27 protein-coding genes are annotated in these 22,797 nt (G+C 70.5%); 18 read left to right on the top strand and 9 right to left on the bottom strand.

Annotation, left to right across the window (positions count from 1 at the left end; all coding sequences use genetic code 11):
* The first annotated feature begins 67 nt into the window (after positions 1–67).
* From WEF05_04960 to pyk, 8 genes are all read left to right on the top strand, one after another.
* A complete protein-coding gene (locus WEF05_04960) occupies positions 68–1,633 on the top strand; it encodes an aldehyde dehydrogenase family protein (protein ID MEX1101243.1) in 1,566 nt (521 codons plus the stop codon).
* 20 nt (positions 1,634–1,653) lie between these two features.
* Positions 1,654–2,952 (top strand): aminotransferase class III-fold pyridoxal phosphate-dependent enzyme, encoded by a 1,299-nt coding sequence (locus tag WEF05_04965; GenBank protein MEX1101244.1) that lies wholly within the window; start codon positions 1,654–1,656, stop codon positions 2,950–2,952.
* 63 nt (positions 2,953–3,015) lie between these two features.
* Positions 3,016–3,915, top strand: coding sequence for a CoA-transferase (locus WEF05_04970; GenBank protein ID MEX1101245.1), 900 nt, complete (start codon positions 3,016–3,018; stop codon positions 3,913–3,915).
* Positions 3,912–4,688, top strand: coding sequence for a CoA-transferase (locus WEF05_04975; GenBank protein ID MEX1101246.1), 777 nt, complete (start codon positions 3,912–3,914; stop codon positions 4,686–4,688). The genes WEF05_04970 and WEF05_04975 overlap by 4 nt, the downstream gene beginning before the upstream one ends.
* A gap of 33 nt (positions 4,689–4,721) precedes the next feature.
* Positions 4,722–5,033: a hypothetical protein gene (locus WEF05_04980; protein MEX1101247.1), complete on the top strand. Its 312-nt coding sequence runs from the start codon at positions 4,722–4,724 to the stop codon at positions 5,031–5,033.
* A complete protein-coding gene (locus WEF05_04985; protein MEX1101248.1) occupies positions 5,030–6,334 on the top strand; it encodes an aminotransferase class III-fold pyridoxal phosphate-dependent enzyme in 1,305 nt (434 codons plus the stop codon). Before WEF05_04980 ends, WEF05_04985 begins: the two co-directional genes overlap by 4 nt.
* On the top strand, positions 6,331–7,506 hold the full coding sequence (locus WEF05_04990) for an acetoin utilization protein AcuC (protein MEX1101249.1): 1,176 nt from the start codon (positions 6,331–6,333) through the stop codon (positions 7,504–7,506). The genes WEF05_04985 and WEF05_04990 overlap by 4 nt, the downstream gene beginning before the upstream one ends.
* Before the next feature lie 10 nt (positions 7,507–7,516).
* Entirely contained in the window at positions 7,517–8,941 is a 1,425-nt protein-coding gene (gene pyk / locus WEF05_04995; protein ID MEX1101250.1) for a pyruvate kinase, read from the top strand.
* Here pyk and WEF05_05000 read toward each other — a convergent pair.
* Genes WEF05_05000 through WEF05_05010 form a run of 3 tightly spaced genes read right to left on the bottom strand, consistent with a single transcriptional unit; the run spans position 8,938 to position 10,540 of the window.
* Complete coding sequence (locus WEF05_05000) at positions 8,938–9,396, bottom strand: DUF2017 family protein (GenBank protein ID MEX1101251.1); 459 nt, start codon at positions 9,394–9,396, stop codon at positions 8,938–8,940. The two genes, pyk and WEF05_05000, sit on opposite strands and share 4 nt — an antisense overlap.
* A gap of 1 nt (position 9,397) precedes the next feature.
* The gene (gene clpS, locus WEF05_05005; protein ID MEX1101252.1) at positions 9,398–9,730 is read right to left on the bottom strand and encodes an ATP-dependent Clp protease adapter ClpS; all 333 of its coding nucleotides are present in this window, start codon (positions 9,728–9,730) and stop codon (positions 9,398–9,400) included.
* A gap of 24 nt (positions 9,731–9,754) precedes the next feature.
* The gene (locus tag WEF05_05010) at positions 9,755–10,540 is read right to left on the bottom strand and encodes an SDR family oxidoreductase (protein ID MEX1101253.1); all 786 of its coding nucleotides are present in this window, start codon (positions 10,538–10,540) and stop codon (positions 9,755–9,757) included.
* A 36-nt stretch (positions 10,541–10,576) separates the two neighbouring features.
* Between WEF05_05010 and WEF05_05015 the strand changes: the two genes are divergently transcribed.
* The 4 genes from WEF05_05015 (at position 10,577) to WEF05_05030 (ending at position 13,280) form a co-directional block, all read left to right on the top strand.
* Complete coding sequence (locus WEF05_05015; GenBank protein MEX1101254.1) at positions 10,577–11,404, top strand: phosphatase; 828 nt, start codon at positions 10,577–10,579, stop codon at positions 11,402–11,404.
* A 71-nt stretch (positions 11,405–11,475) separates the two neighbouring features.
* Entirely contained in the window at positions 11,476–12,366 is an 891-nt protein-coding gene (locus tag WEF05_05020; GenBank protein MEX1101255.1) for a Clp1/GlmU family protein, read from the top strand.
* Positions 12,367–12,376: 10 nt separating this feature from the next.
* Complete coding sequence (locus tag WEF05_05025) at positions 12,377–12,478, top strand: AURKAIP1/COX24 domain-containing protein (GenBank protein MEX1101256.1); 102 nt, start codon at positions 12,377–12,379, stop codon at positions 12,476–12,478.
* A gap of 10 nt (positions 12,479–12,488) precedes the next feature.
* Positions 12,489–13,280 (top strand): alpha/beta fold hydrolase, encoded by a 792-nt coding sequence (locus WEF05_05030; protein ID MEX1101257.1) that lies wholly within the window; start codon positions 12,489–12,491, stop codon positions 13,278–13,280.
* A gap of 9 nt (positions 13,281–13,289) precedes the next feature.
* Here WEF05_05030 and WEF05_05035 read toward each other — a convergent pair whose 3' ends face one another.
* A complete protein-coding gene (locus WEF05_05035) occupies positions 13,290–13,454 on the bottom strand; it encodes a hypothetical protein (GenBank protein ID MEX1101258.1) in 165 nt (54 codons plus the stop codon).
* Between the two features lie 60 nt (positions 13,455–13,514).
* Here WEF05_05035 and WEF05_05040 point away from each other — a divergent pair, with 60 nt between their 5' ends.
* The 4 genes from WEF05_05040 (at position 13,515) to WEF05_05055 (ending at position 18,602) form a co-directional block, all read left to right on the top strand.
* Positions 13,515–14,222 carry a hypothetical protein gene (locus WEF05_05040; protein ID MEX1101259.1) on the top strand — a complete coding sequence of 236 codons (708 nt, stop codon included), beginning with the start codon at positions 13,515–13,517 and terminating at the stop codon, positions 14,220–14,222.
* Positions 14,223–14,364: 142 nt separating this feature from the next.
* The gene (locus tag WEF05_05045) at positions 14,365–15,756 is read left to right on the top strand and encodes a DUF4331 domain-containing protein (protein ID MEX1101260.1); all 1,392 of its coding nucleotides are present in this window, start codon (positions 14,365–14,367) and stop codon (positions 15,754–15,756) included.
* Positions 15,757–15,912: 156 nt separating this feature from the next.
* Positions 15,913–17,154 (top strand): tetratricopeptide repeat protein, encoded by a 1,242-nt coding sequence (locus WEF05_05050; GenBank protein MEX1101261.1) that lies wholly within the window; start codon positions 15,913–15,915, stop codon positions 17,152–17,154.
* Positions 17,151–18,602: a High-affinity nickel-transporter gene (locus WEF05_05055; GenBank protein ID MEX1101262.1), complete on the top strand. Its 1,452-nt coding sequence runs from the start codon at positions 17,151–17,153 to the stop codon at positions 18,600–18,602. The genes WEF05_05050 and WEF05_05055 overlap by 4 nt, the downstream gene beginning before the upstream one ends.
* A 13-nt stretch (positions 18,603–18,615) precedes the next feature.
* On the opposite strand, the gene WEF05_05060 is transcribed toward WEF05_05055, so the two are convergent.
* Both WEF05_05060 and WEF05_05065 read right to left on the bottom strand, forming a co-directional pair.
* Complete coding sequence (locus tag WEF05_05060; protein MEX1101263.1) at positions 18,616–19,398, bottom strand: anti-sigma factor; 783 nt, start codon at positions 19,396–19,398, stop codon at positions 18,616–18,618.
* Entirely contained in the window at positions 19,395–19,985 is a 591-nt protein-coding gene (locus WEF05_05065; GenBank protein ID MEX1101264.1) for a sigma-70 family RNA polymerase sigma factor, read from the bottom strand. Before WEF05_05065 ends, WEF05_05060 begins: the two co-directional genes overlap by 4 nt.
* A gap of 88 nt (positions 19,986–20,073) precedes the next feature.
* Between WEF05_05065 and WEF05_05070 the strand changes: the two genes are divergently transcribed.
* Both WEF05_05070 and WEF05_05075 read left to right on the top strand, forming a co-directional pair.
* Entirely contained in the window at positions 20,074–20,337 is a 264-nt protein-coding gene (locus WEF05_05070; protein MEX1101265.1) for a glutaredoxin family protein, read from the top strand.
* Positions 20,338–20,451: 114 nt separating this feature from the next.
* Positions 20,452–21,135 carry a redox-sensing transcriptional repressor Rex gene (locus tag WEF05_05075; GenBank protein ID MEX1101266.1) on the top strand — a complete coding sequence of 228 codons (684 nt, stop codon included), beginning with the start codon at positions 20,452–20,454 and terminating at the stop codon, positions 21,133–21,135.
* A gap of 30 nt (positions 21,136–21,165) precedes the next feature.
* Here the strand turns inward: WEF05_05075 and WEF05_05080 are convergent, their stop codons facing one another.
* From WEF05_05080 to WEF05_05090, 3 genes are read right to left on the bottom strand one after another with little or no spacing between them, the layout of a single operon-like run.
* Positions 21,166–21,291 carry a hypothetical protein gene (locus tag WEF05_05080; protein MEX1101267.1) on the bottom strand — a complete coding sequence of 42 codons (126 nt, stop codon included), beginning with the start codon at positions 21,289–21,291 and terminating at the stop codon, positions 21,166–21,168.
* A gap of 20 nt (positions 21,292–21,311) precedes the next feature.
* Positions 21,312–22,049, bottom strand: coding sequence for a hypothetical protein (locus WEF05_05085; GenBank protein MEX1101268.1), 738 nt, complete (start codon positions 22,047–22,049; stop codon positions 21,312–21,314).
* Entirely contained in the window at positions 22,049–22,792 is a 744-nt protein-coding gene (locus WEF05_05090; protein ID MEX1101269.1) for a c-type cytochrome, read from the bottom strand. The genes WEF05_05085 and WEF05_05090 overlap by 1 nt, the downstream gene beginning before the upstream one ends.
* Positions 22,793–22,797: the final 5 nt, after the last annotated feature.

Consider the following 22,797-nt stretch of genomic DNA (forward strand, 5'->3'; position numbering starts at 1 on the left):
CGTTCGGCTCGGATAGCATGGAGGCTGATGAGGTTCGGTTTCGGGTACCTGGGAGGGGGCCTTTCCCATGGCTGAGCAGTTCCGCGTGACCTACGCCACGATGTCTGCGGACAACGAACAGCTCCACGAGGGGTACGAGGAGGGGATCGAGCAGGCCAAGGCCGAGCTCGGCAGGACGATCCCGGTCGTGGTCAACGGCGAGGAGCGACCGGGCGAGGGCAGCTACGACATCCACTCTCCGACCGACTCCGACCTCAAGCTCGCCACGATCTCGATGGCGACCACCCAAGACGTGCAGGACGCGATCGCCTCGGCGAAGGCCTCCGCCCTCGAGTGGGACCGGATGGGGTGGCGCAAGCGCGTGGAGATCATGCGCGCGGCGGCCGACCTGATCACCGAGCGACGCAACCTGCTCTCGGCGCTGATGGCGATGGAGGTCGGAAAGAACCGCCTCGAGGCCCTCGGCGATGTCGAGGAAACCGCCGACCTGATCCGGTGGAACGCCAAGGAGATGGAGGATCACGAAGGCTTCAAGGTCCCGATGCAATCGATGGGTGCGGGGGGGGAGTACTACGACGTGCTCCGTCCCTACGGGGTGTGGGCCGTGATCAGCCCGTTCAACTTCCCGATGGCCCTGTCGGGCGGTCCGTCGTCGGGGGCGCTCGTCGCCGGGAACACCGTCGTGTTCAAGCCGGCGAACCAGGGTGCGCTGCTCGGATGGAAGCTCTACGAGATCTATCGGGACGCGGGCGTGCCACCGGGCGCGTTCCACTACCTCCCGGGTCGCGGATCGATCGTCGGCGACGCGATCGTGCACCACAAGGACGTCCAGGGGATCACCTTCACCGGCTCGTACGAGGTCGGGATGGGCATCTACAAGACGTTCGCCTCGGACTACCCGAAGCCCGCGATCTGCGAGATGGGTGGCAAGAACCCGACGATCGTCACGAAGAACGCCGACCTCGACGCGGCCACCGACGGAGTGATGCGGTCCGCGTTCGGGTTCGGCGGGCAGAAGTGTTCCGCGTGTTCGCGCGTCTACGTCGAGCGCGAGGTCCACGACGAGTTCGTCTCGCTGCTCAGCTCCAAGACCGAGCAGATCGAGGTCGGCAACCCGCTCGACCGGGGCGTCTTCCTCGGCCCGGTGATCAATGACGCGGCGGTCCAGACCTACGAGAAGGCCTCGGACGAGGCGCGCAAGAACGGCGAGATCGTCACCGGCGGCGAGCGGATCACCGAGGGCGATCTGGGCCGCGGCACGTTCGTGAAGCCGACGGTCGCGACGGTGCCGCTCGATTCCTGGCTCTGGAACACCGAGCTGTTCGTGCCGTTCGTGACCGTCGCCCCGTTCGAGGAGCTCGACGAGGCGATCGACCTGGCCAACGACACCGAGTACGGCCTGACGGCCGGGTTCTTCAGCGAGGACGAAGCCGAACAGCAGGAGTGGCTCGATCGGATCCAGGCCGGTGTGATCTACGTGAACCGCCGGGCGGGCTCCACCACGGGCGCGTGGCCGGGTGTTCAGCCCTTCGGCGGCTGGAAGGGCTCGGGCACGACGGGCAAGGCCGGCGGTGGTCCCTACTACGTCACCCAGTACATGCGGGAACAGTCCCGCACGGTGATCGAGGACTAGCGAGGGAAGGAACGGGAGTCGTGAGCGTGCAGCAGAGCGAACTGACCTACGACGGCTTGTCCGCCGTCACCACCCCGAAGCTCGTGACCGAGGTCCCGGGCCCCGAGGCGATGGCGCGGATCGAGCGCGACCGGAAGGTCACCTCTCCCTCGCTGCCGCGTGCGTATCCGTTCGTCCCCCGTCGGGGCGCGGGGTCGGTCGTCGAAGACGTCGACGGGAACCTGTTCCTCGACCTGAACGCGGGGATCGCGGTGACCTCCACGGGGCACTGCCACCCGCGGGTGACCGAGGCCGTGCAGCGGCAGGCCTCCGAGCTGCTGCACTACTCGGCGTCGGACTTCTACCTGCCGATCTATTCGGACGTGTGCGAGCGCCTCGACGCGATCGCACCGTTCGACAAGCCGGCCCGCAGCTTCCTGACGAACTCGGGCACCGAGGCCGTCGAGGCTTCGATCAAGCTCGCGCGCTACGCGACCGGACGGCAGTACCTGATCGGCTTCTTCCAGTCGTTCCACGGCCGTTCGATGGGCTCGGTCACGCTGACGGCCTCGAAGGCGCTGTATCGGACGAACTTCGGTCCCATGCTGCCGAGCGTCTATCACGCGTTCTACGGGGACTTCGACTACCTCGAGGAGGTCGTGTTCAAGCGGCTCGTGTCGCCGACCGAGGTCGCGGCGATCGTCGTGGAGTCGATGCTCGGTGAGGGCGGCTACATCGTGCCGCCCGACGGATGGTTCGCCTATCTGCGCGAGTTGTGTGACCGGCACGGGATCCTGCTGATCTGCGACGAGGTGCAATCGGGCATGGGTCGTACCGGGAAGATGTGGGCGGTCGAGCATGCCGGCGTGCGGCCGGACGTCGTCGTGGCCGGCAAGGGGATCGCGAGCGGACTGCCGCTCGGGGCGATGATCGCCCGCGAGGACCTCATGGTCTGGGAGCTCGGGGCCCACGGGTCGACCTACGGAGGCTCGCCGGTCTCGTGCGCGGCAGCGCTCGCGACCCTCGACGTCCTCGAGGAGGAGAACCTGCTGGAGAACGCCTCGACGGTCGGTGAGGTGTTCCTCCAGGGGTGCCGGGACATCGCCTCTCGCCATCCCGGGATCGTCGAGGTGCGGGGCACCGCCCTGTGGATCGGGTTGCAGTTCGTCGACCACGAGCAGGCGGCGGCCGTCGAGCACGCCGCGTTCCGGCGGGGCCTGCTGATGCTGACCTGCGGGGACGACGCGATCCGGATCTCCCCGCCGCTGGTGTTCCGCGAGGACCAGGCTCGTGCCGCTCTCGGCGTGTTCGAGGAGGCCGTCGCCGAGGTCCTCGGGTAGCCTCGCTGCCACGTCCGAACGCGGTGGGGGGAGGGGCCGGTGCCTGAGTCGAAGCTCGCGTCGATGCGCGACGCGGTCGCCGGACTGGTCCGCGACGGCGACACGGTCGCGATCGAGGGCTTCACGCACCTGATCTGCTTCGCCGCGGGACACGAGATCATCCGTCAGCGACGCCGAGACCTGACGCTCGCGCGGATGACCCCGGACGTGATCTACGACCAGATGATCGGCGCCGGCGTCGCCTCGAAGCTGATCTTCAGCTGGCTCGGCAACCCGGGGGTCGGATCGCTGCACGCGGTTCGTCGCCGGGTCGAGCACGACGACCCGGCACCACTCGAGGTCGAGGAATACTCGCACTTCGGCATGGTGTGCCGCTACATGGCCGGCGCGTCGAACCTCCCGTTCTTCCCGCTGCGTTCGTACTACGAGAGCGACATCCCGAAGGTGAACCCTCGGATCCGCCCGATCACGAGCCCGTACGAGGACGGCACGGAGGTCTACGTCGTTCCGCCGCTGAAGCCGGACGTGTCGATCGTGCACGCTCAGCGTGCCGACGCCGAGGGGAACGCGCAGATCTGGGGTCTGCTCGGCTGCCAGAAGGAAGCGGCCTTCGCCGCCGAGCGCGTGATCGTGGTCGTCGAGGAACTCGTCGACGAGGCCACGATCCGGCGCGACCCCAACCGCACGTTGATCCCCGGCGCGGTCGTCGACGCCGTCGTCGTCGAGCCCTTCGCCTGTCACCCGAGCTTCGCGCAGGGCTACTACGACCGCGACAATCGCTTCTACCTCGACTGGGATGCGATCGCGCGCGATCCCGACACGCTCGAGGCATGGCTGCGCGAGTGGGTCTACGACCTGTCGAGCCACGCCGAGTACGTCGAGAAGTTCGGCGACGCGTACTGGGACGGTCTGCGTCCCGAGCCCGCTCCGTCGGGCGAGGTCGACTACGGGAGGTACTCGTGAACCGCGCGCAGCCGGGGTGGAGCAGCTCCGAGCTGATGATCGCGGCCTCGTCGCGAACGCTCGGCGGGGTCGAGAACTGCTTCGTGGGGGTCGGCCTGCCGAACATCGTGTGCAACCTCGCACAGCGCACCGTCGCACCCGATCTGCAGCTCGTGTACGAGTCCGGCGTGTTCGGCGCGCGGCCGGAGCGGCTTCCGCTCTCGATCGGGGACCCGACGCTGGCAACCGGCGCGACGGCGATCACGAGCATGTTCGAGCTGTTCGCGTTCTACCTCCAGGCGGGCCTGATCGATGTCGCTTTCCTCGGTGGCGCCCAGATCGATCGGTTCGGGAACCTCAACACGACCGTGATCGGCGATTACGCGAAGCCGAAGGTGCGGCTGCCCGGGTCCGGCGGGGCGTGCGAGATCGCGATCCACGCGCGGCAGATCCTCGTGATCATGCGACAGGGCACGCGCTCGTTCGTGGACGAGCTCGACTTCCGCACCTCTCCCGGGCACTCGGGCGATGCGGAACGCGATCGGCAGCGTGGCTGGTGGGGCAGCGGGCCGACGAGCGTGGTGACCGACCTCGGCACCTATGGGTTCGACGAGGCGACCGGGGAGATGACGCTGCTGACCCTGCACCCGGGCATCACGCTCGAGCGCATCCGCGAGAACATGGGCTGGGAGCCGAAGCTCTCCGAGACCCTCGACGAGACGCCGCCGCCGACGGACGAGGAGTTGCGGTTGATCCGCGACGAGCTCGATCCCGGCGGTGTGTACACGAAGTGACCGCGGCGGAGGGTCTGCACTAGGGTGTGCGCCATGCCCGAGCGTCGTCCGCCCGAGCAGCGCCGCCGGCCGCCCGAGGGCGAGCCGGACCCGTTCCTCGACGAGTCCGAGCCCGACTGGGTCGCGCGTCTGCGGGAGAACCGCAAGGCCCAGGTCAAGCAGTGGGAGGAGGTGTTCGGGACCGGCGAGGAACAGGCGGAGGCTCCCGAGGGCGAGCAGGCGGCACGCAGGCCCACCCCCTCGGACGCGCCCTCCACCCCGGCGCGCCGCAAGCTGCGGCGCACGGGCGAGGCCGAGCGCAGGACCACCCCCGCCTTCTACGATCAGGACGAGGAAGGTCCGTGACGCGATCGCCGACCCACCTCTGGCGGCGCGTCCTCGATCGGGAGCTGCCGGTCGCGGTCGGCGCGCAGGGAGCGTGGATCGAGACGGCCGACGGGACCCGCTACATGGACGGTTCGGGCGGCGCGATCGTCGTCAACGTCGGCCACGGGGACCGGGCGTTGCTCGACGCGATGCGGGCCCAGACCGACACGGTGCAGTACGTGCATGGATCGATGTTCACGACCGAAGCGGTGGAGCGCTACGCCGACGAGGTCGCCGGTCTCCTGCCGATCGACGACGCGCGGATCTATCCGGTCTCAGGAGGAAGCGAGGCGGTCGAGACCGCGTTGAAGATCGCGCGGGCCTACCACCTCGCGCGGGGGGAGCCGGACCGATCGGTGGTGCTCGCGAGAGAGACGAGCTATCACGGCAACACCCTCGGAGCGCTCGATGCCTCGGGCAAGCTCCCTCTGCGGCGCCCGTACGACCCGTGGCTCGGCCGCGCGGTGCACGTTCCGGCCGCCTATCCGTACCGCAACCCGATGACCGGGGCCGAGCATGCGGCCAAGCTGGAGGCGGCGATCGCCGAGGTGGGCCCGGGCCGGGTCGCTGCGTTCATCGCCGAGCCGGTGGCGGGGGCGACGCTGGGGGCGGCCGTTCCGGACGAGGACTACTGGCCCGCGGTCGCCCAGGTATGCCGGGATCACGGCGCGCTGTTGATCGCCGACGAGGTGATGACGGGGTTCGGCCGCACGGGACGGTGGTTCGGGATCGAGCACTGGGGCGTGCGCCCGGACGTGCTCACGGCGGGGAAGGGCTCGACGAGCGGATACGTGCCGTTCGGCTTCGCGGCCGCGAGCGGTGAGGTGTTCGCGACCGTCACCGATGCCGGACCCTTCGTCCACGGGTTCACGTGGTCGCATAACGGGCTCGGTGCGGCGGTGGGCAGCGCGGTGATCGCCCGTCTGCGGGCCGGGCTACTCGATCGGTCGGCCGAGCTCGGGGAGCGGGTCCGGCGCGATCTCGACGCCGCCCTCGCCGACGAGCCGTCCGTCGGACAGGTGCGAGGTCTCGGACTGATGGTCGGCATCGAGCTCGTGCGCGATCGCGAGACGAAGGCGCCGTTCCCACGAGCGCAGCGCCGGACCGAGCGGGTCGTGGCCGCCGCCCGGGAGCGCGCGCTGCTCGTGTACTCGAGTACCGGGCACGTCGACGGGACCGACGGCGATCTCGTGATGCTCGGCCCCCCCTTCTGTCTGACCGACGCGGAGGCGGCGACGCTCGTGGAGCGCACGGTCGACGCGGTGCGCGCGGTCGCGTGACCGGCTCCGCCGGCCTCGTCCGCTGCGACGAGGCCGGGCTCTACGATCTCGGACCCCAGCACCCGCTCCGCCCGGAGCGCGTGCTGCTCACCTGGGACCTGATCGATGCGTACGGGCTCTCGGCGGCCGACGGCGTCGAGACCCTCCGGTGCGCCCCCGCGACCGACGAGGATCTGCTGCGGGTGCATACGGAGGCGTTCCTCGATGCGACCCGCCGCGCGGGCGGGGGGGAACCGGGTCCGTGGGCGCGGTTCGGGTACGGACCGGGTGACAACCCGATCTTCCCGCGGATGCACGAGGCGGGAGCGATCGTGGCCGGCGCCTCGGTGACCGCGGCGCGTGCGGTTCGTCGCGGCGAGGTCGCGCACGCCTTCAACGCCGCGGGCGGCCTGCACCATGCGATGCCCGAGCGCGCGTCGGGGTTCTGCGTGTACGACGATCCCGCGATCGCGATCGCATGGCTGCTGGCCGACGGCGTGGAGCGCGTGGCCTACGTCGATGTCGACGTCCACCACGGTGACGGGCCGCAGGCGATCTTCGACGACGATCCGCGCGTGCACACGATCTCGCTGCACGAGTCGGGGCGGTTCCTGTTCCCCGGGACGGGGTTCGTCGAAGACGCCGGCCGGGGCGCGGCCGTGGGAACGAAGGTGAACGTGCCGCTGCCGCCCGCGACGGGCGACGATGCGTGGCAGGCGGCGTTCGCGACGATCGTCCCGCCGCTGGTCCGCGCCTTCGACCCGGAGGTGCTCGTGACCCAGCTCGGATGCGACACGCACGCGAGCGACCCGCTGGCGCACCTGCTCCTGACGACGGCCACCTATCGCCGGACGGCGGCTGCGCTGCACGCGCTCGCACATGAGTGCGCCGGAGGGCGGTGGGTGGCGACCGGTGGGGGTGGCTACCAGTGGGCGCGTGTCGTTCCGCGCGCGTGGACGATCGCGTTCGCCGAGATGGCGGGGGTCGAGCTCGACGACACCCTCCCGGCGTCGTGGGTGCAGGGGGCCGGACGGCAGCTGGGGGCCGGGGTTCCGGGAACGTTGTCCGAGCCGGAGCTGGAGTCCGATCCGGTGGCCGCGGCGGCCGCGGCCGAGGTGGTCGAGGACGTTCGCCGGGCGTTCCTGTCCGGCTCCCACGAGGGTTCCGACCCCGGCGGGATGCGGCTCGGGTAGGGTGCGGCCCGTGGATCTGCGGGAGCGCCGATGCAAGCTCGTGTGCACGCTCGGTCCGGCGTCCTCGGGTGTCGAGGGTGTGCGGGCGCTCGTCCGCGCCGGGGCAGACGTGTTCCGGATCAACTTCTCCCACGGCGACGCCGCGACCCACGCGGCACTCGTCGAGGCGGTGCGCGCCGTTGACGACGAGTACGAGACCGATCTGGCCGTGCTCGTCGATCTCCCGGGTCCGAAGATCCGCCTCGGCCGGCTCGCACGAGAACCGCTGGAACTCCTTGCGGAACAGCCGCTCGTGCTGGACCCGGAGGTCACCGTCGGCGACGCCCAGCGCGTCGCGACGACCTACCGGGGGATCGCCGGGGACCTGCGGGCCGGAGACCGGGTGCTGCTGGCCGACGGAGCGGTGGAACTCATCGTGCGGGCGATCGAGGGGCCGGTGGTTCGCTGCGAGGTCGTGCGGGGTGGGCGGATCCGGTCGGGTGCCGGCGTGAACGTTCCCGCCGAACGACTCGGCCTTCCCGCGATCACCGACCGTGACCGGGAGGGGCTGTCGCGCGCGCTCGATCTCGGTGTGGACCTGATCGCGCAATCCTTCGTGCGCAGTGCCGACGACGTGGACGCACTCCGGGCGCTCATGGGCCACCGAGAGGTGCCGATCGTGGCGAAGATCGAGACCCGCCCGGCGATCGAGGCCGCGGCCGAGATCCTCGAGGAGGCCGACGCGATCATGGTCGCGCGCGGCGACCTGGGCGTGGAGCTGCCGATCGAGGAGATCCCCGTGCTCCAGAAGCGTCTGCTTCGCGCGGCCCGCGAGGCCGGCAGACCGGCGATCGTCGCGACCCAGATGCTCGAGTCGATGCTCCACGCGCCGCGCCCGACGCGCGCGGAGGCGACTGACGTCGCGAACGCGGTGTTCGAGGGTGCCGACGCGATCATGCTCTCGGGCGAGACCGCGATCGGCGAGCACCCGGTCGAGGCCGCAGGCGCCGCCGCCCGGATCGCGGAGGTCGCCGAGGCGAGCGCGTTCCTCGGAACCGCGCCCGCAGTGGTGCCGCGCGACGACGAAGCGCATGGGGTGGCCGCCGCCGCATCGCGGCTCGCCGCACAGCTGACGGGCGTGACCGCGATCGCCTGCTACACGTCAACGGGTCGCACCGCCGGGCTCCTCGCTGCGGAGCGCCCCAGCGTGCCGATCGTGGCCTTCGTTCCCGACCGCGGCATCCGCCGGGCGCTCGCCCTGCGCTGGGGGGTCGTCACCCGCTCGATCGACGTTCCCGAGGACACCGACCGCATGATCGCGGCGATGGACGCCGAGCTGCGGGCAACCGGGATCTGCGAGCGCGGCGGGCACGTCGTGATGGTGGGTTCGATGCCGGCCGGGCGGACGACGACCAACATGCTGAAGGTGCACGAGGTCGGCGAGGACCCCGTCTAGACGGGCAGTTCCTCGACCGCGGCACCGACGAGCCAGGTCAGGAATCGGTACAGCTCGAGGCTCGGCCCGCGCGGATCGTCCTCGTCGATCGGCAGCTCGTCATCCTCGGAGATCTCCAGACGCACCCCGAGGACCAGCCGAACGTCATTGAGCACCCGCATCCACGCCGCCAGCTCGTCCTCGGTCAGGCGCTCGGATGCGATCGTTCGTTCGAACGTGTCGATGTCGGCTAGCCGCGCGTCGGTGAGATCGCCCTGGGTTCGCATCGTGAACTCGGCGTCGGCGATCAGATCGTCGGGAACCGCCGAAGGGAACAGCCGTGCCAGAGCGGCGTCGCCCGGATCGGACAGGATGCCGCGGAGCTGATCGGGAAGCGTCGCGAGCGACGTCCGCTCGCGCTCGCCGAGGACCACCTTGTATTTGCCGTCGCGGGTCCGCCGGAACGGGCCGCGCACCTCAGCGATCCTTCTGCATCGTCGCCCACAGGCCGTAGGCGTGCAGGCGCGCGACGTCCCGTTCGGCCTCGTGCCGCGCGCCGCTCGACACGACGGCCTTCCCTTTCGTGTGCACGTCGAGCATCAGCTCCTCCGCCTTCGCGCGCGGATAGCCGAACAACTTCTGGAGCACCCACGTGACGTAGACCATGAGGTTCACCGGGTCGTTCCACACGAGCACGATCCACGGAACGTCGGCCTCGATGTCCTCGTCGCCCGCCGGCCGATCGGTCTCGACGGGCGAGGGGAGCGTCTCCGGCGTGGCGGTGCCCGGCGTCGCGTTCTTCCAACGCACCCGACTATCCTGCCAAACCCTGCATCAGGGCGCCCTCGGCCGGAACCGCCGTGCGGTCACCGTACGCACGCCCCAGCGGTACAGACGGGGCGTGAGCACGCGGAACAGCTGCAGGGAAGCGACCCAGCGCGGGATCGAGACCTCCGGCGCCCGCCCCCGGCGCGCGACGTCGACGATCAGGTCGGCGACCTCGGTCACCGGTGTCACCACCTGTCGGGGTCTCCCGGTCTGCGGGAACCCCTCGGTCGGCACGGGTCCGGGATTGACGGTGGTCACGAGCACTCCACGGGGAGCGAGTTCGTAGTGGAGCGCTTCGGAGAACGCGACGACCGCGTGCTTGGTGGCCGAGTACACGCTCGAGCCGGGCACCGCGAACCGGCCGGCGAGGGACGCGACGTTCACGACGTGGCCCCTGCCGGCGCGGAGCATCATCGGCAGAAAGGCCTTCGTCGTCCAGAACAGGCCCAGCTCGTTCACGCGGACGACGCGCTCGATCGCGTCGAAGTCGAGATCCGTGAAGGTTCCCTCGCCCGGGATGCCCGCGTTGTTGACCAGCACGTCGCAGCGTCCGAACGCCTCCTCCACGGCGGCCGCCAGCGACCGTACGTCGCTGAGGTCCGTCACGTCGCATCGCAGCGCCAACGCACGCCCGCCACGAGCCTCGATACGGGCCGCGAGATCGTCGAGCCGTTCGGAGCGCCGAGCAGCCAGCACGACGGTCGCTCCACGCCGAGCCAGGGCGATCGCCGTCGCCTCGCCGATCCCCGCGGACGCCCCGGTGACGACCGCGATCGCTCCGTTCAGCTCCACAGCGTTGTTCCTCCGTTCGCTCGTTACGATGGTGGTGTGGACATCGTCGAGGAACACGCACGCGGCCTTCCCTCGATCGACGATCGTTGGAACCCCCGACCCTACCCGCGCGCGGAGCTCGCGGCCGGGCTCGTCGACGGCAGGGTGGTCGGCCCGGTGAGCCATCCGCTCGACAACGTCCTCGGCAACATCGGGTTGCTGAACGCGGGAGACCCCGACAAGCAGTTCGGGATGACCGGACTCCCCGGAGCGATCGAGGACAGGCGGATCCTGGAACTCGTCGGCGAGCTCGCGGGGGTCATGCCGGACCCGGACGGGCGAACGGGCCCGGTCGAGGTCGACGCCGAGGCGGTGCTGGCGGCGTGCGACGCGGCCGCCGGGCGGCTCGGGCGAGCGGCCGAGCGGGGCGAGATGGTCGTGTTCGCGACTGGTCATCCGGTGGGGCTGATCCATCTGTACGCGGAGCTCGCTCGGGATCTCGCGGGAAGGGGCGTCAAGATCCTGCAGCCGGCCGACGGTTCCACGTGGCAGGAGGGGGATCGCGCGCACCGATGGCAGCTGCGCTACCTGTCCGGGGTCGCGATCCTCACCGACGAGGTCACCCCGAAGCACACGCACAGCGGCGAGCCGATGCGCCGCATGCTCGAGGACATCCGTCCGGATCTCGTCGTAGCCGACCACGGATTCGCAGGAGCCGCGATCGAGGCCGGCATCGATGCGGTTTCGGTCGCTGACGTGAACGATCCCGCGCTGATCGTGGCCCGGGCCCTCGGCCGAACCGAGCACGTGATCGTGATGGACGACAACGTCGCCTCGGACGCCTACTGGCCCTGCTACCAGTCGATCGCCGCCCGGCTGGGCTGACGCGCCGCCGTCCTCGCCCCCCGCACCACCGGTGTCCGGGCCGCGGCAACCCACCCCGATAGGATGCGCCGGTGAACGCGTACGAGGCAGTGGTGACGAGCGCAGTCCGGGAGCACCGGACCGTGATGTTCCTCGGCGGGCTCGATTCGGGCAAGAGCACGCTGGCCCGTGCGCTGCTGGCCGCCGCACTCGACGCCGGCCGCACATGCGCCTACCTCGACGCGGACCTGGGCCAGTCTTCGGTCGGACCTCCCGCGACCGTGGGGCTGAAGTACGTGCGCTCGCGCGACGATCTCGTCTCGGGCCGTCTGGGGGAGGCGGACGCGCTCGCGTTCGGCGGGTCGATCTCTCCGCAGGGGCACGTGCTCCCGCTGGTCACCGGGAGCGCCCGCCTGCTGCAGACCGCCCGCGAGGCGGGCGTCGACTTCGTGGCCGTCGACACGAGCGGGCTCGTCTCGGGTATCCACGGGCAGTTGCTCAAGTACCACAAGATGGAGATGCTCCAGCCCGACCTCGTAGTGGGACTCCAGCGCGGCGAGGAGCTCGGACCCCTGCTCGGGATCGCTCAGCGCTTCTTCGCGACCGAGGTCGTGGCGTTGGGGATCCATCCGGGGGTCGTGCCCACGTCGGTCGAGCAGCGGTCCGAGCACCGCGAGGCCGCGATGCGCCGCTACTTCTCCGGTGAGCTGCATCGATTCCGGGTCAAGCCCACGGTGTTCCTGCCCGCGCTCCCGCCCCTGTTCGATCTGGCCCAGCTCGACCGCCTGCTGGTCGGATGCTCGGACGGTGCCGGCTCCTACCTGGGGATCGGCTACCTCGAGCACGTGCCCGAAGACGGAGGGCTCCGGCTGATCTCGCCCGTGGCAGACGCTCCCAAGGCCCTTAGACTGGGGTCCGTTCGCCTGGAGGACAACTACCGCGCGAGGCGCGTCGACCTCCGGAACCTGTTCGGAACCGAATGAAGGGATCAGTGTGCCGTCGCTCGTCAAGAAACGCCGCAAGAAGATGCGGAAGAAGAAGCACAAGAAGCTCCTGAAGAAGACCCGCTGGCAGCGGCGTCAGCTCGGCAAGTAGCGAGACACTCGTGGCTCCTCGCGCCGTCGCCTCGGCGTTCACAGTCCTCGCCCTCTGTCTGATCTCGGGCGCAGGCTGCGGGGGGTCGGACAACCCCGTTCCCGATCTCTCGGGGTCGCGCGTGGTCGGTTTCCGGGCTCCCGAGGCCTCGGGGGATGACGCGGCGCGGACCGTTCGGCTCGAGGGCCGGATCTTCGGCGCGCCGGGGACGGTGCCGCGCCCGGGGGTCGTGCTCGTGCACACGCTGCCCGGGGACCAGCGGGCCTGGTTCGACCTCGCCGAGACCCTGGCCGACGAGGGCGCCCTCGTGCTCACGTTCGACCTCCGCGGGGTCTGCCCGGGCGGCGACGGAGGGTGTTCCGCCGGAACGCAGGACCCGGCGTCCGCACCCACGGACCTGCTCGCGGCGATCGCGTTCCTCCGTGACGAGGGAGCGTCGGAGGTCTCGGTGGTGGGCGCCGGCATCGGTGGCACGGCCGCCCTGATCGCCGCATCGACTCTCGAGTCCGGCGCGGACGTTCCCGCGATCGTGACGCTCTCCGCCCCGCCGCAGTCGGGCGATCTCGTCGTGGAGGATGCGATGCTCCAGACCCAGACCGCGAAGCTGCTGATCGCGGGAACGGGGGACGAGGCCGCGGGTGAGGCGGCACAGGAGTTGTACGGGATCGCCACACCGCCCAAGCGCGTCGAGATCGTTCCTTCCGACGGACAGGGCACCGAACTCCTCGAGAGCGCGCGTGGGGCCGAGGTCGAGCGACAGATCGTGCTGTGGCTCCAGCAGCACGCGTCGTTGCCCACCTGACGCGCCCGGCTAGGGCGAGGCGGACGGTGTCGCGGTGAGCGTCGGTAGGTCCCCGGCCTCTCGAGGTCCCGGCAGCGGGGTGCGATCCTGCGACGCGAGTGCGATCTGATAGATCGCGGCGCCGGTGAGGATGACGAACAGCACGATGAGCGTGATCAACGTTCCGCGTCGCACGGGCGACAGGCTAGCAGCGACGTCCGGCGTGAGGACCCGAGCCCACTATGCTGCTGCGCTATGTGGGTGTTCCCGTTGCTGGGCACCGTCGTCTCCCTCGTGTTCGCCCTGCTGCTCGCGCGGCAGTTCGTCCGTCGTCGCCGGCCGTACCAGGCGCTGTGGGCGGTCGCGCTGCTGCTGTACGCGGCGGCCTCGCTGGCGCTGACGATCGGCGCCGTGAGCGGATGGACCGCTGACGCCTACCGAGTCTTCTGGCTCTTCGGCGCCGTGCTCACCGTCCCGTACCTGGCCGCGGGCGAGGCGTTCCTGCTCGTGCGCCGTGAGTGGTTGCGGACCGGCTCGTTCCTGGTCCTCGTGTTCGTGACCGCCTATGCGATCAACCGGTTGCGCGTGGCGGTCCCCGACGAGAGCGCCCTCGAGGTGGATCTACCGCGCGGGGTGGACGTGTTCGCCGCCGACGGCGGCGTGCTCGTGCTCGCCCGTCTGTGCAGCTACGTGGGGTTCGGTGTCCTGCTCGCGGGCACGCTCTGGTCGGCCTGGTCGATGCGAGGCGATCCGCTCCTGCGACCGCGGTTCGTCGGCACGCTCGCGATCGCGATCGGCGCGACGATCGTCGCGGCCGGGTCGGCGTTCGCGGCCACGGGCAACCTCGCCGGGTTCTCCCTCATGAACATGCTGGGGGTGGGCGTGATGTTCTGGGGCTTCCTGCGAACGAGTGATCCGATGCGCCGGGGCGTGCGAACCACCCCCGGACCGCCTCGGACCTAGGCCGAGGAGCACCGACGACTGGGGTGAACGTGGTCCCGCCGCACGGGCGGCGGGACGTGTCGGGTTCCCCCGCGGTCCTTCGCTGCACCGCTGCACGCACCCGCGTGCGACGTCCACCCGCCAACCCGAAGGAGGGTTCGCTGTGCGCTGGAGCCTGAAGAAACGCGCGCTCGCGGCCGCCGCGACGATGACGGTGGGAGCCGGCCTGCTCGCAGGACTGGCACCGACCGCCGGCGTCGCGTCGAGTCACCGAGAGGCGCCGTTGATCTCGGCCGATCCACAGGCCGACACGACGGACGTGTACGCGTTCGTCAGTCCCGACGACGACACGAAGGTCACGCTGATCGCGTCGTGGCTGCCGTTCGAGGAGCCGGCTGGTGGGCCGAACTTCTACTCGTTCGCCGAGGGCACGAACTACGACATCCACATCGACAACGACGGCGACGCGAAGGCGGAAGTCACCTACCGCTGGAAGTTCACCGATCACCGTCGCGGTGGGGGGAACTCGTTCCTGTACGCGAACGGGCCCGTCACCACGCTGGATGACGAGAACCTGTTGCAGTACCAGACCTACGATCTGAGGCGGCTCGTCCCGGGCAGCTCGCCGAAGACCATGGTCGACGATGCGATCGTCGTGCCGAGCAACGTCGGCGAAGCGACGATGCCCGATTTCGAGTCGCTGTCCGACGACGGGACCACCGCGTTCGGAGGGAGCAAGAGCTGGGCCGGGCAGTCCGACGACCCGTTCTTTCTCGACCTTCGCGTGTTCGACCTGTTGTACGGCGGCGATCTCAGCGAGGTCGGTGACGACACGCTGGCGGGCTTCAACGTGCAGACCGCCGCGCTGCAGGTCCCGAAGGGCCGGATCGCACGCGGTGGCGATGCCGATGCGAACCCGATCGTCGGGATCTGGAGCACCGTGTCGCGCAGGAGCATGACGGTCAACAAGCCGAACGGGTCGCAGGTCCGCAACGGCGAGGTCGTTCAGGTCTCCCGTCTCGGGATGCCACTGGTGAACGAGGTCGTGATCCCCGTGAAGCTCAAGGATCGCTTCAACGCGTCCAAGCCGAGCGGTGACGGCCAGTTCCTCAGCTACGTGAACGACCCGGAGCTGCCCCGTCTGTTGAACGCCGTGTACGGCCTCGACATCCCGGACTCGGATCCGGGAACGCCCGGGGTGCAGCGTGAGGATCTGATCTCGGTGTTCCTCACCGGTGTCGACGGGCTGAACCAGCCCTCCGGCGTCACCGCGAGCGAGATGCTGCGGCTGAACATGTCGATCGATCCGTGTGGCTCGGGCTGCAGCACGCTCGGGGTCATCGGCGGCGACACCGCGGGATTCCCGAACGGTCGTCGGTTGGACGACGACATCATCGACATCTCGCTGCAGGTGGTCGAGGGCGAGCTGATCGGCAGCCCGAACGACCTGGGCGATGCCGTCGACCAGAACGACGTGCCGTTCGAGTCCTCGTTCCCCTACGTGGGCTACGCGCACGCCGGCTCGCTGGACGACCCGCACACGGTCGCTCCGTAACACGCACATCGAGAACCGGTACCGCCCCCCCGGGCCCGCCCCGCCACGCCCCCCCCCCCCCCCCCCCCCCCCCCCCCGGCCCCCCCCCCCCCGACTCTCCAGAACGACGGGGCGGAGGGAGGCAGCCACATGGCTCGGAGCGTCAGGATCGCAGGGGTGGTTGTGCTCGCGACCGCGTTGTTCCTGGTGGGAGGGATCGGTCTGCTGCGCTCGGCCGCCCCGACGGATGCCGGCGCGGCCTCAACCGACCCGGCGCTCGCACCCACGCAGGACGCGGACGCGCTGACCGCGTTCGGTCTCGCCGAGATCCAACTGGCGCGCACGACCGCCGATCCGAGCGCCTATCCGCGCGCGCAAGAAGCCCTCGAGCGTGCGGCGCGGATCGAGCGGCGCGACGGCGACGTGGGGTCGCAGACGCTGATCGGGCTCGGCGCCCTCGCGCTGGCCCGCCACGACTTCGCGGAGGCGCTCCGCTACGGCGAGCGCGCCGTCCGCGCCAACCCCGACGACGGCGACGCGTACGGCGTGGTCGGCGACGCACTCGTCGAGCTCGGTCGTTACGACGCCGCCTTCGACACGTTCCAGACGATGGTCGATACCGAGCCTGACGTCGCCTCGTACGCGCGGGTCTCCTACGCGCGGGAGCTGCAGGGCGAGGTGCACGGAGCGATCGAGGCTATGGAGGCCGCGGAACGCGTGTCGGGGACGCCGGCCGACGCCGCGTGGTCCGCGTTCCACATCGGCCAGCTCCGGCTCCGCTCGGGCGACGTGCCCGGCGCCGCCGCCGACTTCCGTCGCGCGATCGGGATCGATCCCTCGTTCGTTCCGGCGCGAGCCGGGCTCGGGCGCGTGGCCTACGCACGCGGCGACCTCGACGAGGCGATCGCAGGCTACGAGGAGGTCGTCACCGTCTACCCGGCGGCCGAGAACGTGATCTGGCTGGCCGAGCTCCAGGCGGCCGCCGGCGACGCCGAGGGCGCGGCGCAGCAACGAGATCTCGTCCGGGCGATCCAGCGTCTCGCCGCGGCCAACGGTGTCAACGTCGACCTCGAGGTCGCCCTGTTCGAGGCGGATCACGGTGATCCGGATGTGGCCCTGTCCGCAGCCCGAGCCGAGTGGTCGCGCCGCCGCAGCATCCATGCCGCCGACGCGATGGCTTGGGCGCTGGCGGCGAACGGCAGAGATCGTGCCGCCGCGGGGTTCGCCCGCCTCGCCCTGCGACTCGGCACGCCTGATGCGCTGGTGATCTACCACGCCGGCGTGATCGACCTGGCGCTCGGCGACGTCGAGAGCGGACGGCGCCTGCTGTCCGAGGCCCTCGAGATCGACCCGGCGTTCTCGGCGCTGCACGCCCCGCGTGCCGAGCGGATGCTGGCGCGAACGGCGGGCGACTCGTGAGGGCGATCCGTCGCGCGTTCGCCACGGCCGCGGTCGCCCTGGTGATCGCCGCGTGGCCCGCCGCGACCGCCTCGGCCCATCCGCTCGGCAACTTCACGGTGAATCGCGCCGCGAGCCTGCAGCTGTCGCCGGGCCGGCTCGACGTCGACTACGTCGTCGACCTGGCGGAGATCCCGACCGAGCAGGAGCGCGCCGCGATCGACACGAATGGCGATGCGACGCTCGCGCCGGCCGAGCTCGAGGCGTGGGCATCCCGGACGGCCGGGGCCCTCGCGGACGGCGTTCGAGCCGAGGTGGACGGCACCCCGATCTCTCTGCGCGTGTCGTGCGCGACCGCGGTCACCTCGCGGGGCCAGGGCGGGCTGCCCGTGCTCCGGCTCGAGGCCGGCCTGGCCGGCGTCCTGCCGCCGGCGGGAACGCTCACCTGGCGCGACGCGAACGATGCCGACCGTATCGGGTGGCGCGAGGTGACGGCCAGAGGGACCGGCGGCGTCGCCCTGGCCTCCTCGTCCGTTCCGTCGGCGAGTGCCAGCGACCGACTGCGCGCCTATCCCGACGAGCTCCTGTCCGACCCGCCCGACGTCCGCGAGGCTCGGATCGTCTACGCACCGGGGACGGGGGACGACGTGTTCGTGCGGCCCTGCGCGGGCGGGGGGACCGCACCGGCCATGTCCCCTGATTCGGGTAGCGGGTTGACCGGACTGCTCGACCGCGAGGCGACGCCTGCCGTGCTGGGGTTCGCGCTGCTGCTGGCCGCCGGCTTCGGGGCGATCCACGCGCTCGGACCCGGACACGGCAAGGCGCTGATGGCCGGAACGTTGATCGGCGCCGGTGCCCGCGTCCGGCAGGCGGTCGCCGTGGGAGGAGCGGTCTCGGTGATGCACACGATGTCGGTGCTCGCACTCGGCCTGCTCGTCCTCGGCCTGGAGCGGACGTTCCGGCCCGAGCAGATCTATCCGTGGCTGGGATTGGCCTCCGGCCTCCTCGCCCTGGGCCTCGGAGCGTGGCTCCTGGTGCGCCGTATCGGGGTGTGGTCATTGCAGGGACGGCGGCACGAGGTCCTGGACGACGATCACGCGCACGACCACGCCCACGGGGACGGGCGCGGACAACACCGGCATCGGGTGCCGAACGGGCCCGTGCTGTCGCGACGCGGTCTGCTCACGCTCGCGGTCGCCGGCGGGATCCTGCCGTCGCCGACCGCCCTGGTCGTGCTGCTGTCGGCGATCTCGCTGGGACGGATCGGCTTCGGGCTCGCGCTGATCGCTGCGTTCAGCGTCGGGCTCGCTACGGCGCTCGTCGTCGTGGGCCTCGTCACGATCCGTGCCGGCGACGCGATCGCGGACCGGATGTCCTCCCGACTCGGCCGCCTGGTCCCGGTGCTGTCCTCGGCCGCCGTCGTCGTGGTGGGTGTGGTGCTGACCGTGCGAGGGATCGTCGAGCTCTGAGCGGACCGGGTCGTCAGCCCTCGAGGTCGGCGGCCCAGCGCACCTGGTCTCCCGGCGTGGTCGGCTCGACCGCCTCGGACTCCTCGCAGACCGCGATGCGGTCGTAGCGTGAGGGATCGATCGTCAGGGTCACGACCACCCACCCGCTCTCGTCGGGAACGAACTCCTGCGCGAAATCCCAGTCCTGCGTGGCGCTGGAGCCGAGCCACACCCGGTAGACGTTCCCGGCCGCCGGGGGAGGAACATCGGGACCGTACAGGGACATCTGCTGCAGGTCGGGAGCCGTCACCTCCACGAGGTCGCCGTCGGAGGTCGTGTCCGAGCCTTCGAGGGGGTGGAGCTGTCCTCCGGCACGCACGGTCTCGAGCACGTTCGCGAGCCGGCCGCGGAGGTCCTCGGCGCGGGTCGCGCGCGTCCCCATCGAGATCGCGACGCCGGAGACCACGACCAGCGCGACGAGGCCGGCCGCCGCCGCGATCATCGCGCCCGAGCCGAACCGTCCCCGGCGCTCGCGGGGGGCGGTGACGGCGGTCGGCGGATCGGAAGCGATCTCCCGGTGCAGGCGGGCCCAGACGAGCTCGGGCGGCTCGAGGGGATCGGCCGTGAGGGCGAGATCGCCGGTCAGCTCGGCGAAGCCGAGCAGCGTGTCCCGGCACGCGCGGCAGCCCGGAACGTGCTCGGCCAGGGTGCGCTCGGCCTTCTCGGCGTCCTCGCCGGTCAGGCTGCGCAGCGCGTAGCCCGCGAGGAGCTCCTGGAGCTCGTCGTGCCGGCGCTCGTCGTGGCTCGTGTCGTTCATCCTCGGGTGATGTCGCTCTCATGGGCAAGCACGGCGCGGAGCTTGCGCATCGCCGCCATCGTCCTCGTCTTCACGGTTCCGATCGGGATCTGCAGCTCTTCGGCGATCCGCACCTGCGTGTAGCCGCCGAAGTATGCCAGGTCCAGCACCTGTTCCTGCTCGGGCGACAGCGTCCGGAGCGCCTCGCGGACCTCCGTGCGGCGGCCGACGAGGAAGGTCTCCTGGACGACGTCCTCCGCAACATCTTCGCCATGAACGGGCTCGAGGTTCGCCGCCCGCTCGCCTCGTTTGCGCAGGCGTTCCTCGCGCCGGACCGTGTCCACCGCCCGGTGGTGGACCAGCGAGAGCAGGAAGGTCCGCAACGATCCCCGGGACGGGTCGAAGGCCTCGGGCGCGCGCCAGATCGCCAAGAACGCGTCGTGCACCACCTCCTGCCCGAGTGCCGGCTGGCCGGTGACCCGGGTGGCGAGCCCGTAGGCGGCCGAGCCGTAGGTCCGATACAGCTCCTCGAAGGCGCGCTCGTCCCGGTCGAGCAAGCCTCGATGCAGCTCCAGATCGCGCTGGTCGCGCTCGTCCCGGTCGCTCACGGGGTGATTCTCCCATCTCGACCGGCCGGCTCGGATGCCTGCTTCCGATCCGGTGCGCCCCCCAGGGCAGCCCGCTAGCATCCGCTCGATGGCTTCCCCACATCGCGTCGTCCTCTACTCGCGCCCCGGGTGCCATCTGTGCGATGTGGCACGCGACGTCCTGCTGGCCGAGCAGACGGCCGCTCCTTTCACGTTCTCCGAGGTGAACGTCGAGACCGACGACGCGCTGGAGCTCGCCTACGGGATCCGGATCCCGGTCGTGGAGATCGACGGCGAGGAGGCCTTCGAGATCCGGGTGGATCCCGCCGAGCTCCGATCGCTGCTCGCGGGCCCTCCCTCGCCGTCGCCGTGAGTCCCTGTGTGGCAAGCCGCCCGGCCCGGTCCGGGCGCCGCTCGTGCATTTGAGAACGGCCCCGCCGGAGCGCTATCATCCGCCCGTGCGCACGGGGAACGAACACCACCGGTGGTGAAGAAGGGGTCGATCCCCGAGGCAACGGTCGCGCGGCTGCCGATCTACCTGCGAGCGCTCGTCGACATCGCCGAGGGGGGCGTGGGCACGATCTCCTCCGAGGCGCTCGCTGAGGCGGCGGGGGTGAATTCGGCGAAGGTGCGCAAGGACCTGTCGCATCTCGGCTCGTACGGGACCCGTGGCGTCGGCTACGACGTCGCCTACCTGATCCATCAGATCCGGCGCGAGCTCGGACTGACCCAGCACTGGCCGATCGTGATCGCCGGCATCGGGAACCTCGGCCATGCGCTCGCGAACTACAAGGGGTTCTCCGAGCGCGGGTTCCAGACGGTCGCACTCGTCGATGCGGATCCCGAGAAGGTCGGGGAGCGGGTCGCCGGTTTCGCGATCCGCCACGTCGACGAGCTTCCGCGGATCGCGGAGGAGCTCGACGTCTCGATCGGCGTGGTGTGCACCCCGGCCTCGGCCGTCCAGGAGGTCGTCGACCGGATGATCGCGGCGGGGATCCGCTCGATCCTGAACTTCGCTCCGGTCGTGGTGAACGTCCCCGCGGGCGTGAGCGTGCGGAAGGTCGACCTCGCGATCGAGCTGCAGATCCTGGCGTACTACGAGCAGCGGAAGGCGACGATCGCCGAGGTGAAACGACGCGGGCGAGCGGTCGCCGACGTCACCGGTCCCTGAACGCCGCGATCATCGGGCGGCGGTTCCCGGCTACTTGGCGATCGTGATCTTCAGCAGCAGGTAGACGAGCACGAGCATGATGCTGAACAGGATGAACTGCACCGCACCCTGCTCGAGGAACGGTAGCTCGGTGCTCGCGATCAGTGCGTCGATCATGGTCGATTCTCCCTCGGAACCTAGGCCGGCCCGTACCAAGGCGGCGCGTCGCCACCGGTGAGGATCTGCTTGCGGGACTTCTCCGCCCGGTCGAGGAGCGGCAGGTGGATCAGGAACAGCAGCACCGAGGCGCCGAGGAACATGTACGAGTAGCGGGGGATGCTGCCGCTGTCGTGCTTGAGCAGCACGGTCACCTGCGGCCCGCCGCCGGAGAAGTTCCCTTGCGCCATCGCCAGCGAGGTCTTGTCGTCCTCCGCGGTGGCGAAGCGGATGTTCTCGACGTTGAACGCCGAGGTCTCCAGCGCGGAGGGGTCGCCCTCCTCGACGCCGAGCTCGTGGTTCGCCTCCTCGGCCAGGAACGTCTGGACCGTTCCCGTGACGCCCTGGATCGAGGCTTCGATGTCGAGCGGTGCCCACGGCTCCGCGGGGTAGCTGTCGGCGAGCGGGAACTCGTCCGAAGTGAGCTGGATGCTCGAGTCGACCACCACCCACGAGGGATCGGACCCGCGCGGGCCGAGGTTCGTCGGTGTCTCGACGCCCTGCGCCCAGAAGCCGAACAACCACGACGCGGACAGGATCACCATCCACCCCGACAGCGTGACCATCAGCACGAGGTAGCCCATCCGGCGTCCGAAGACCGCCGCGAGCAACACCCAGACGCACGCCACGAAGATGACGAACGCCATGACGACGGTGAGAGCGCCCTTCCAGAGGGTGTCGCACTCGATCGCGAAGCCGAGGCAGCTGTGGGTCTCCATCACGCGTCCTTCGGCTGGGACGGCAGCCCCAAGGGGAGGGTGCCCGCCTCGTCGAGCTCCGCCGTCTTCTCGGCGATCAGCTCCTCGTTCGTGCAGAGGTTCTGGTCCTCGGGCACGGTTTCCTCGTTGATCTCGATCAGGTAGTTCCGCAGGTCGGCGATCTGCTGGTCGGTCAGGGCGCCGTCGGTGTTGATGCTCCATGCCGGCATCCCGGGCGGCCGCCCGTTGATGATGACGTCTTCGATCTGCACCACGAGCAATCGCTGGCACACGGTGGTGAGGTCGGCCGACTGAAGATAGGTGGGTTCGCCCGTCTCCTCGTCCGGACCGCCCGGGACGGGCAGGCCGCCCTTGAGCTCGGGACCGTGACACCGCGTGCAGCCGACGCCGAGCTGGTTCTCCTCGGTGAACGGCATCACACCGCGGCTTCCCCGCTCGATCGATTGGGTGACGAGGGCCTCTTCCTGGCTCTGGTTCTGGGTCGGTTCCTGCAACCAGATCATCGGGATCCAGACGACGAAGAACGCGACGAGCACCACGCCCCACCCCTGCAGCTTCTGCAGCAGCGGGGTCTCGAGGTCGGCATCGGACGGGCCCGGGCGCATCCCCGTCGGGATGTCGGGACCCGTCTGCTTGCGCCGGCCGCGGAGGACGAGCGTGACGACGCCGGCGAGCAGCAGCACCGAGCCGCCGATCGCGAGGAGCAGCGCCTGTCCGGTCGTGATCGCGAGCATCGTCTCCATCGCTC

It is taken from the genome of Actinomycetota bacterium (assembly GCA_040881665.1).
Lineage (GTDB): Bacteria > Actinomycetota > UBA4738 > UBA4738 > HRBIN12 > JBBDWR01.

What these genes read in the sequence shown, in the direction of transcription:
- WEF05_05070 (MEX1101265.1), top strand. Translation starts at nt 20,074, where the DNA reads ATGGCTTCCCCACATCGCGTCGTCCTCTACTCGCGCCCCGGGTGCCAT.
- WEF05_05060 (MEX1101263.1), bottom strand. Translation starts at nt 19,398, where the DNA reads ATGAACGACACGAGCCACGACGAGCGCCGGCACGACGAGCTCCAGGAG.
- WEF05_04980 (MEX1101247.1), top strand. Translation starts at nt 4,722, where the DNA reads ATGCCCGAGCGTCGTCCGCCCGAGCAGCGCCGCCGGCCGCCCGAGGGC.
- WEF05_04970 (MEX1101245.1), top strand. Translation starts at nt 3,016, where the DNA reads ATGCGCGACGCGGTCGCCGGACTGGTCCGCGACGGCGACACGGTCGCG.
- WEF05_05085 (MEX1101268.1), bottom strand. Translation starts at nt 22,049, where the DNA reads ATGGAGACCCACAGCTGCCTCGGCTTCGCGATCGAGTGCGACACCCTC.
- WEF05_05080 (MEX1101267.1), bottom strand. Translation starts at nt 21,291, where the DNA reads ATGATCGACGCACTGATCGCGAGCACCGAGCTACCGTTCCTCGAGCAG.
- WEF05_04960 (MEX1101243.1), top strand. Translation starts at nt 68, where the DNA reads ATGGCTGAGCAGTTCCGCGTGACCTACGCCACGATGTCTGCGGACAAC.
- WEF05_05040 (MEX1101259.1), top strand. Translation starts at nt 13,515, where the DNA reads ATGTGGGTGTTCCCGTTGCTGGGCACCGTCGTCTCCCTCGTGTTCGCC.
- WEF05_05090 (MEX1101269.1), bottom strand. Translation starts at nt 22,792, where the DNA reads ATGGAGACGATGCTCGCGATCACGACCGGACAGGCGCTGCTCCTCGCG.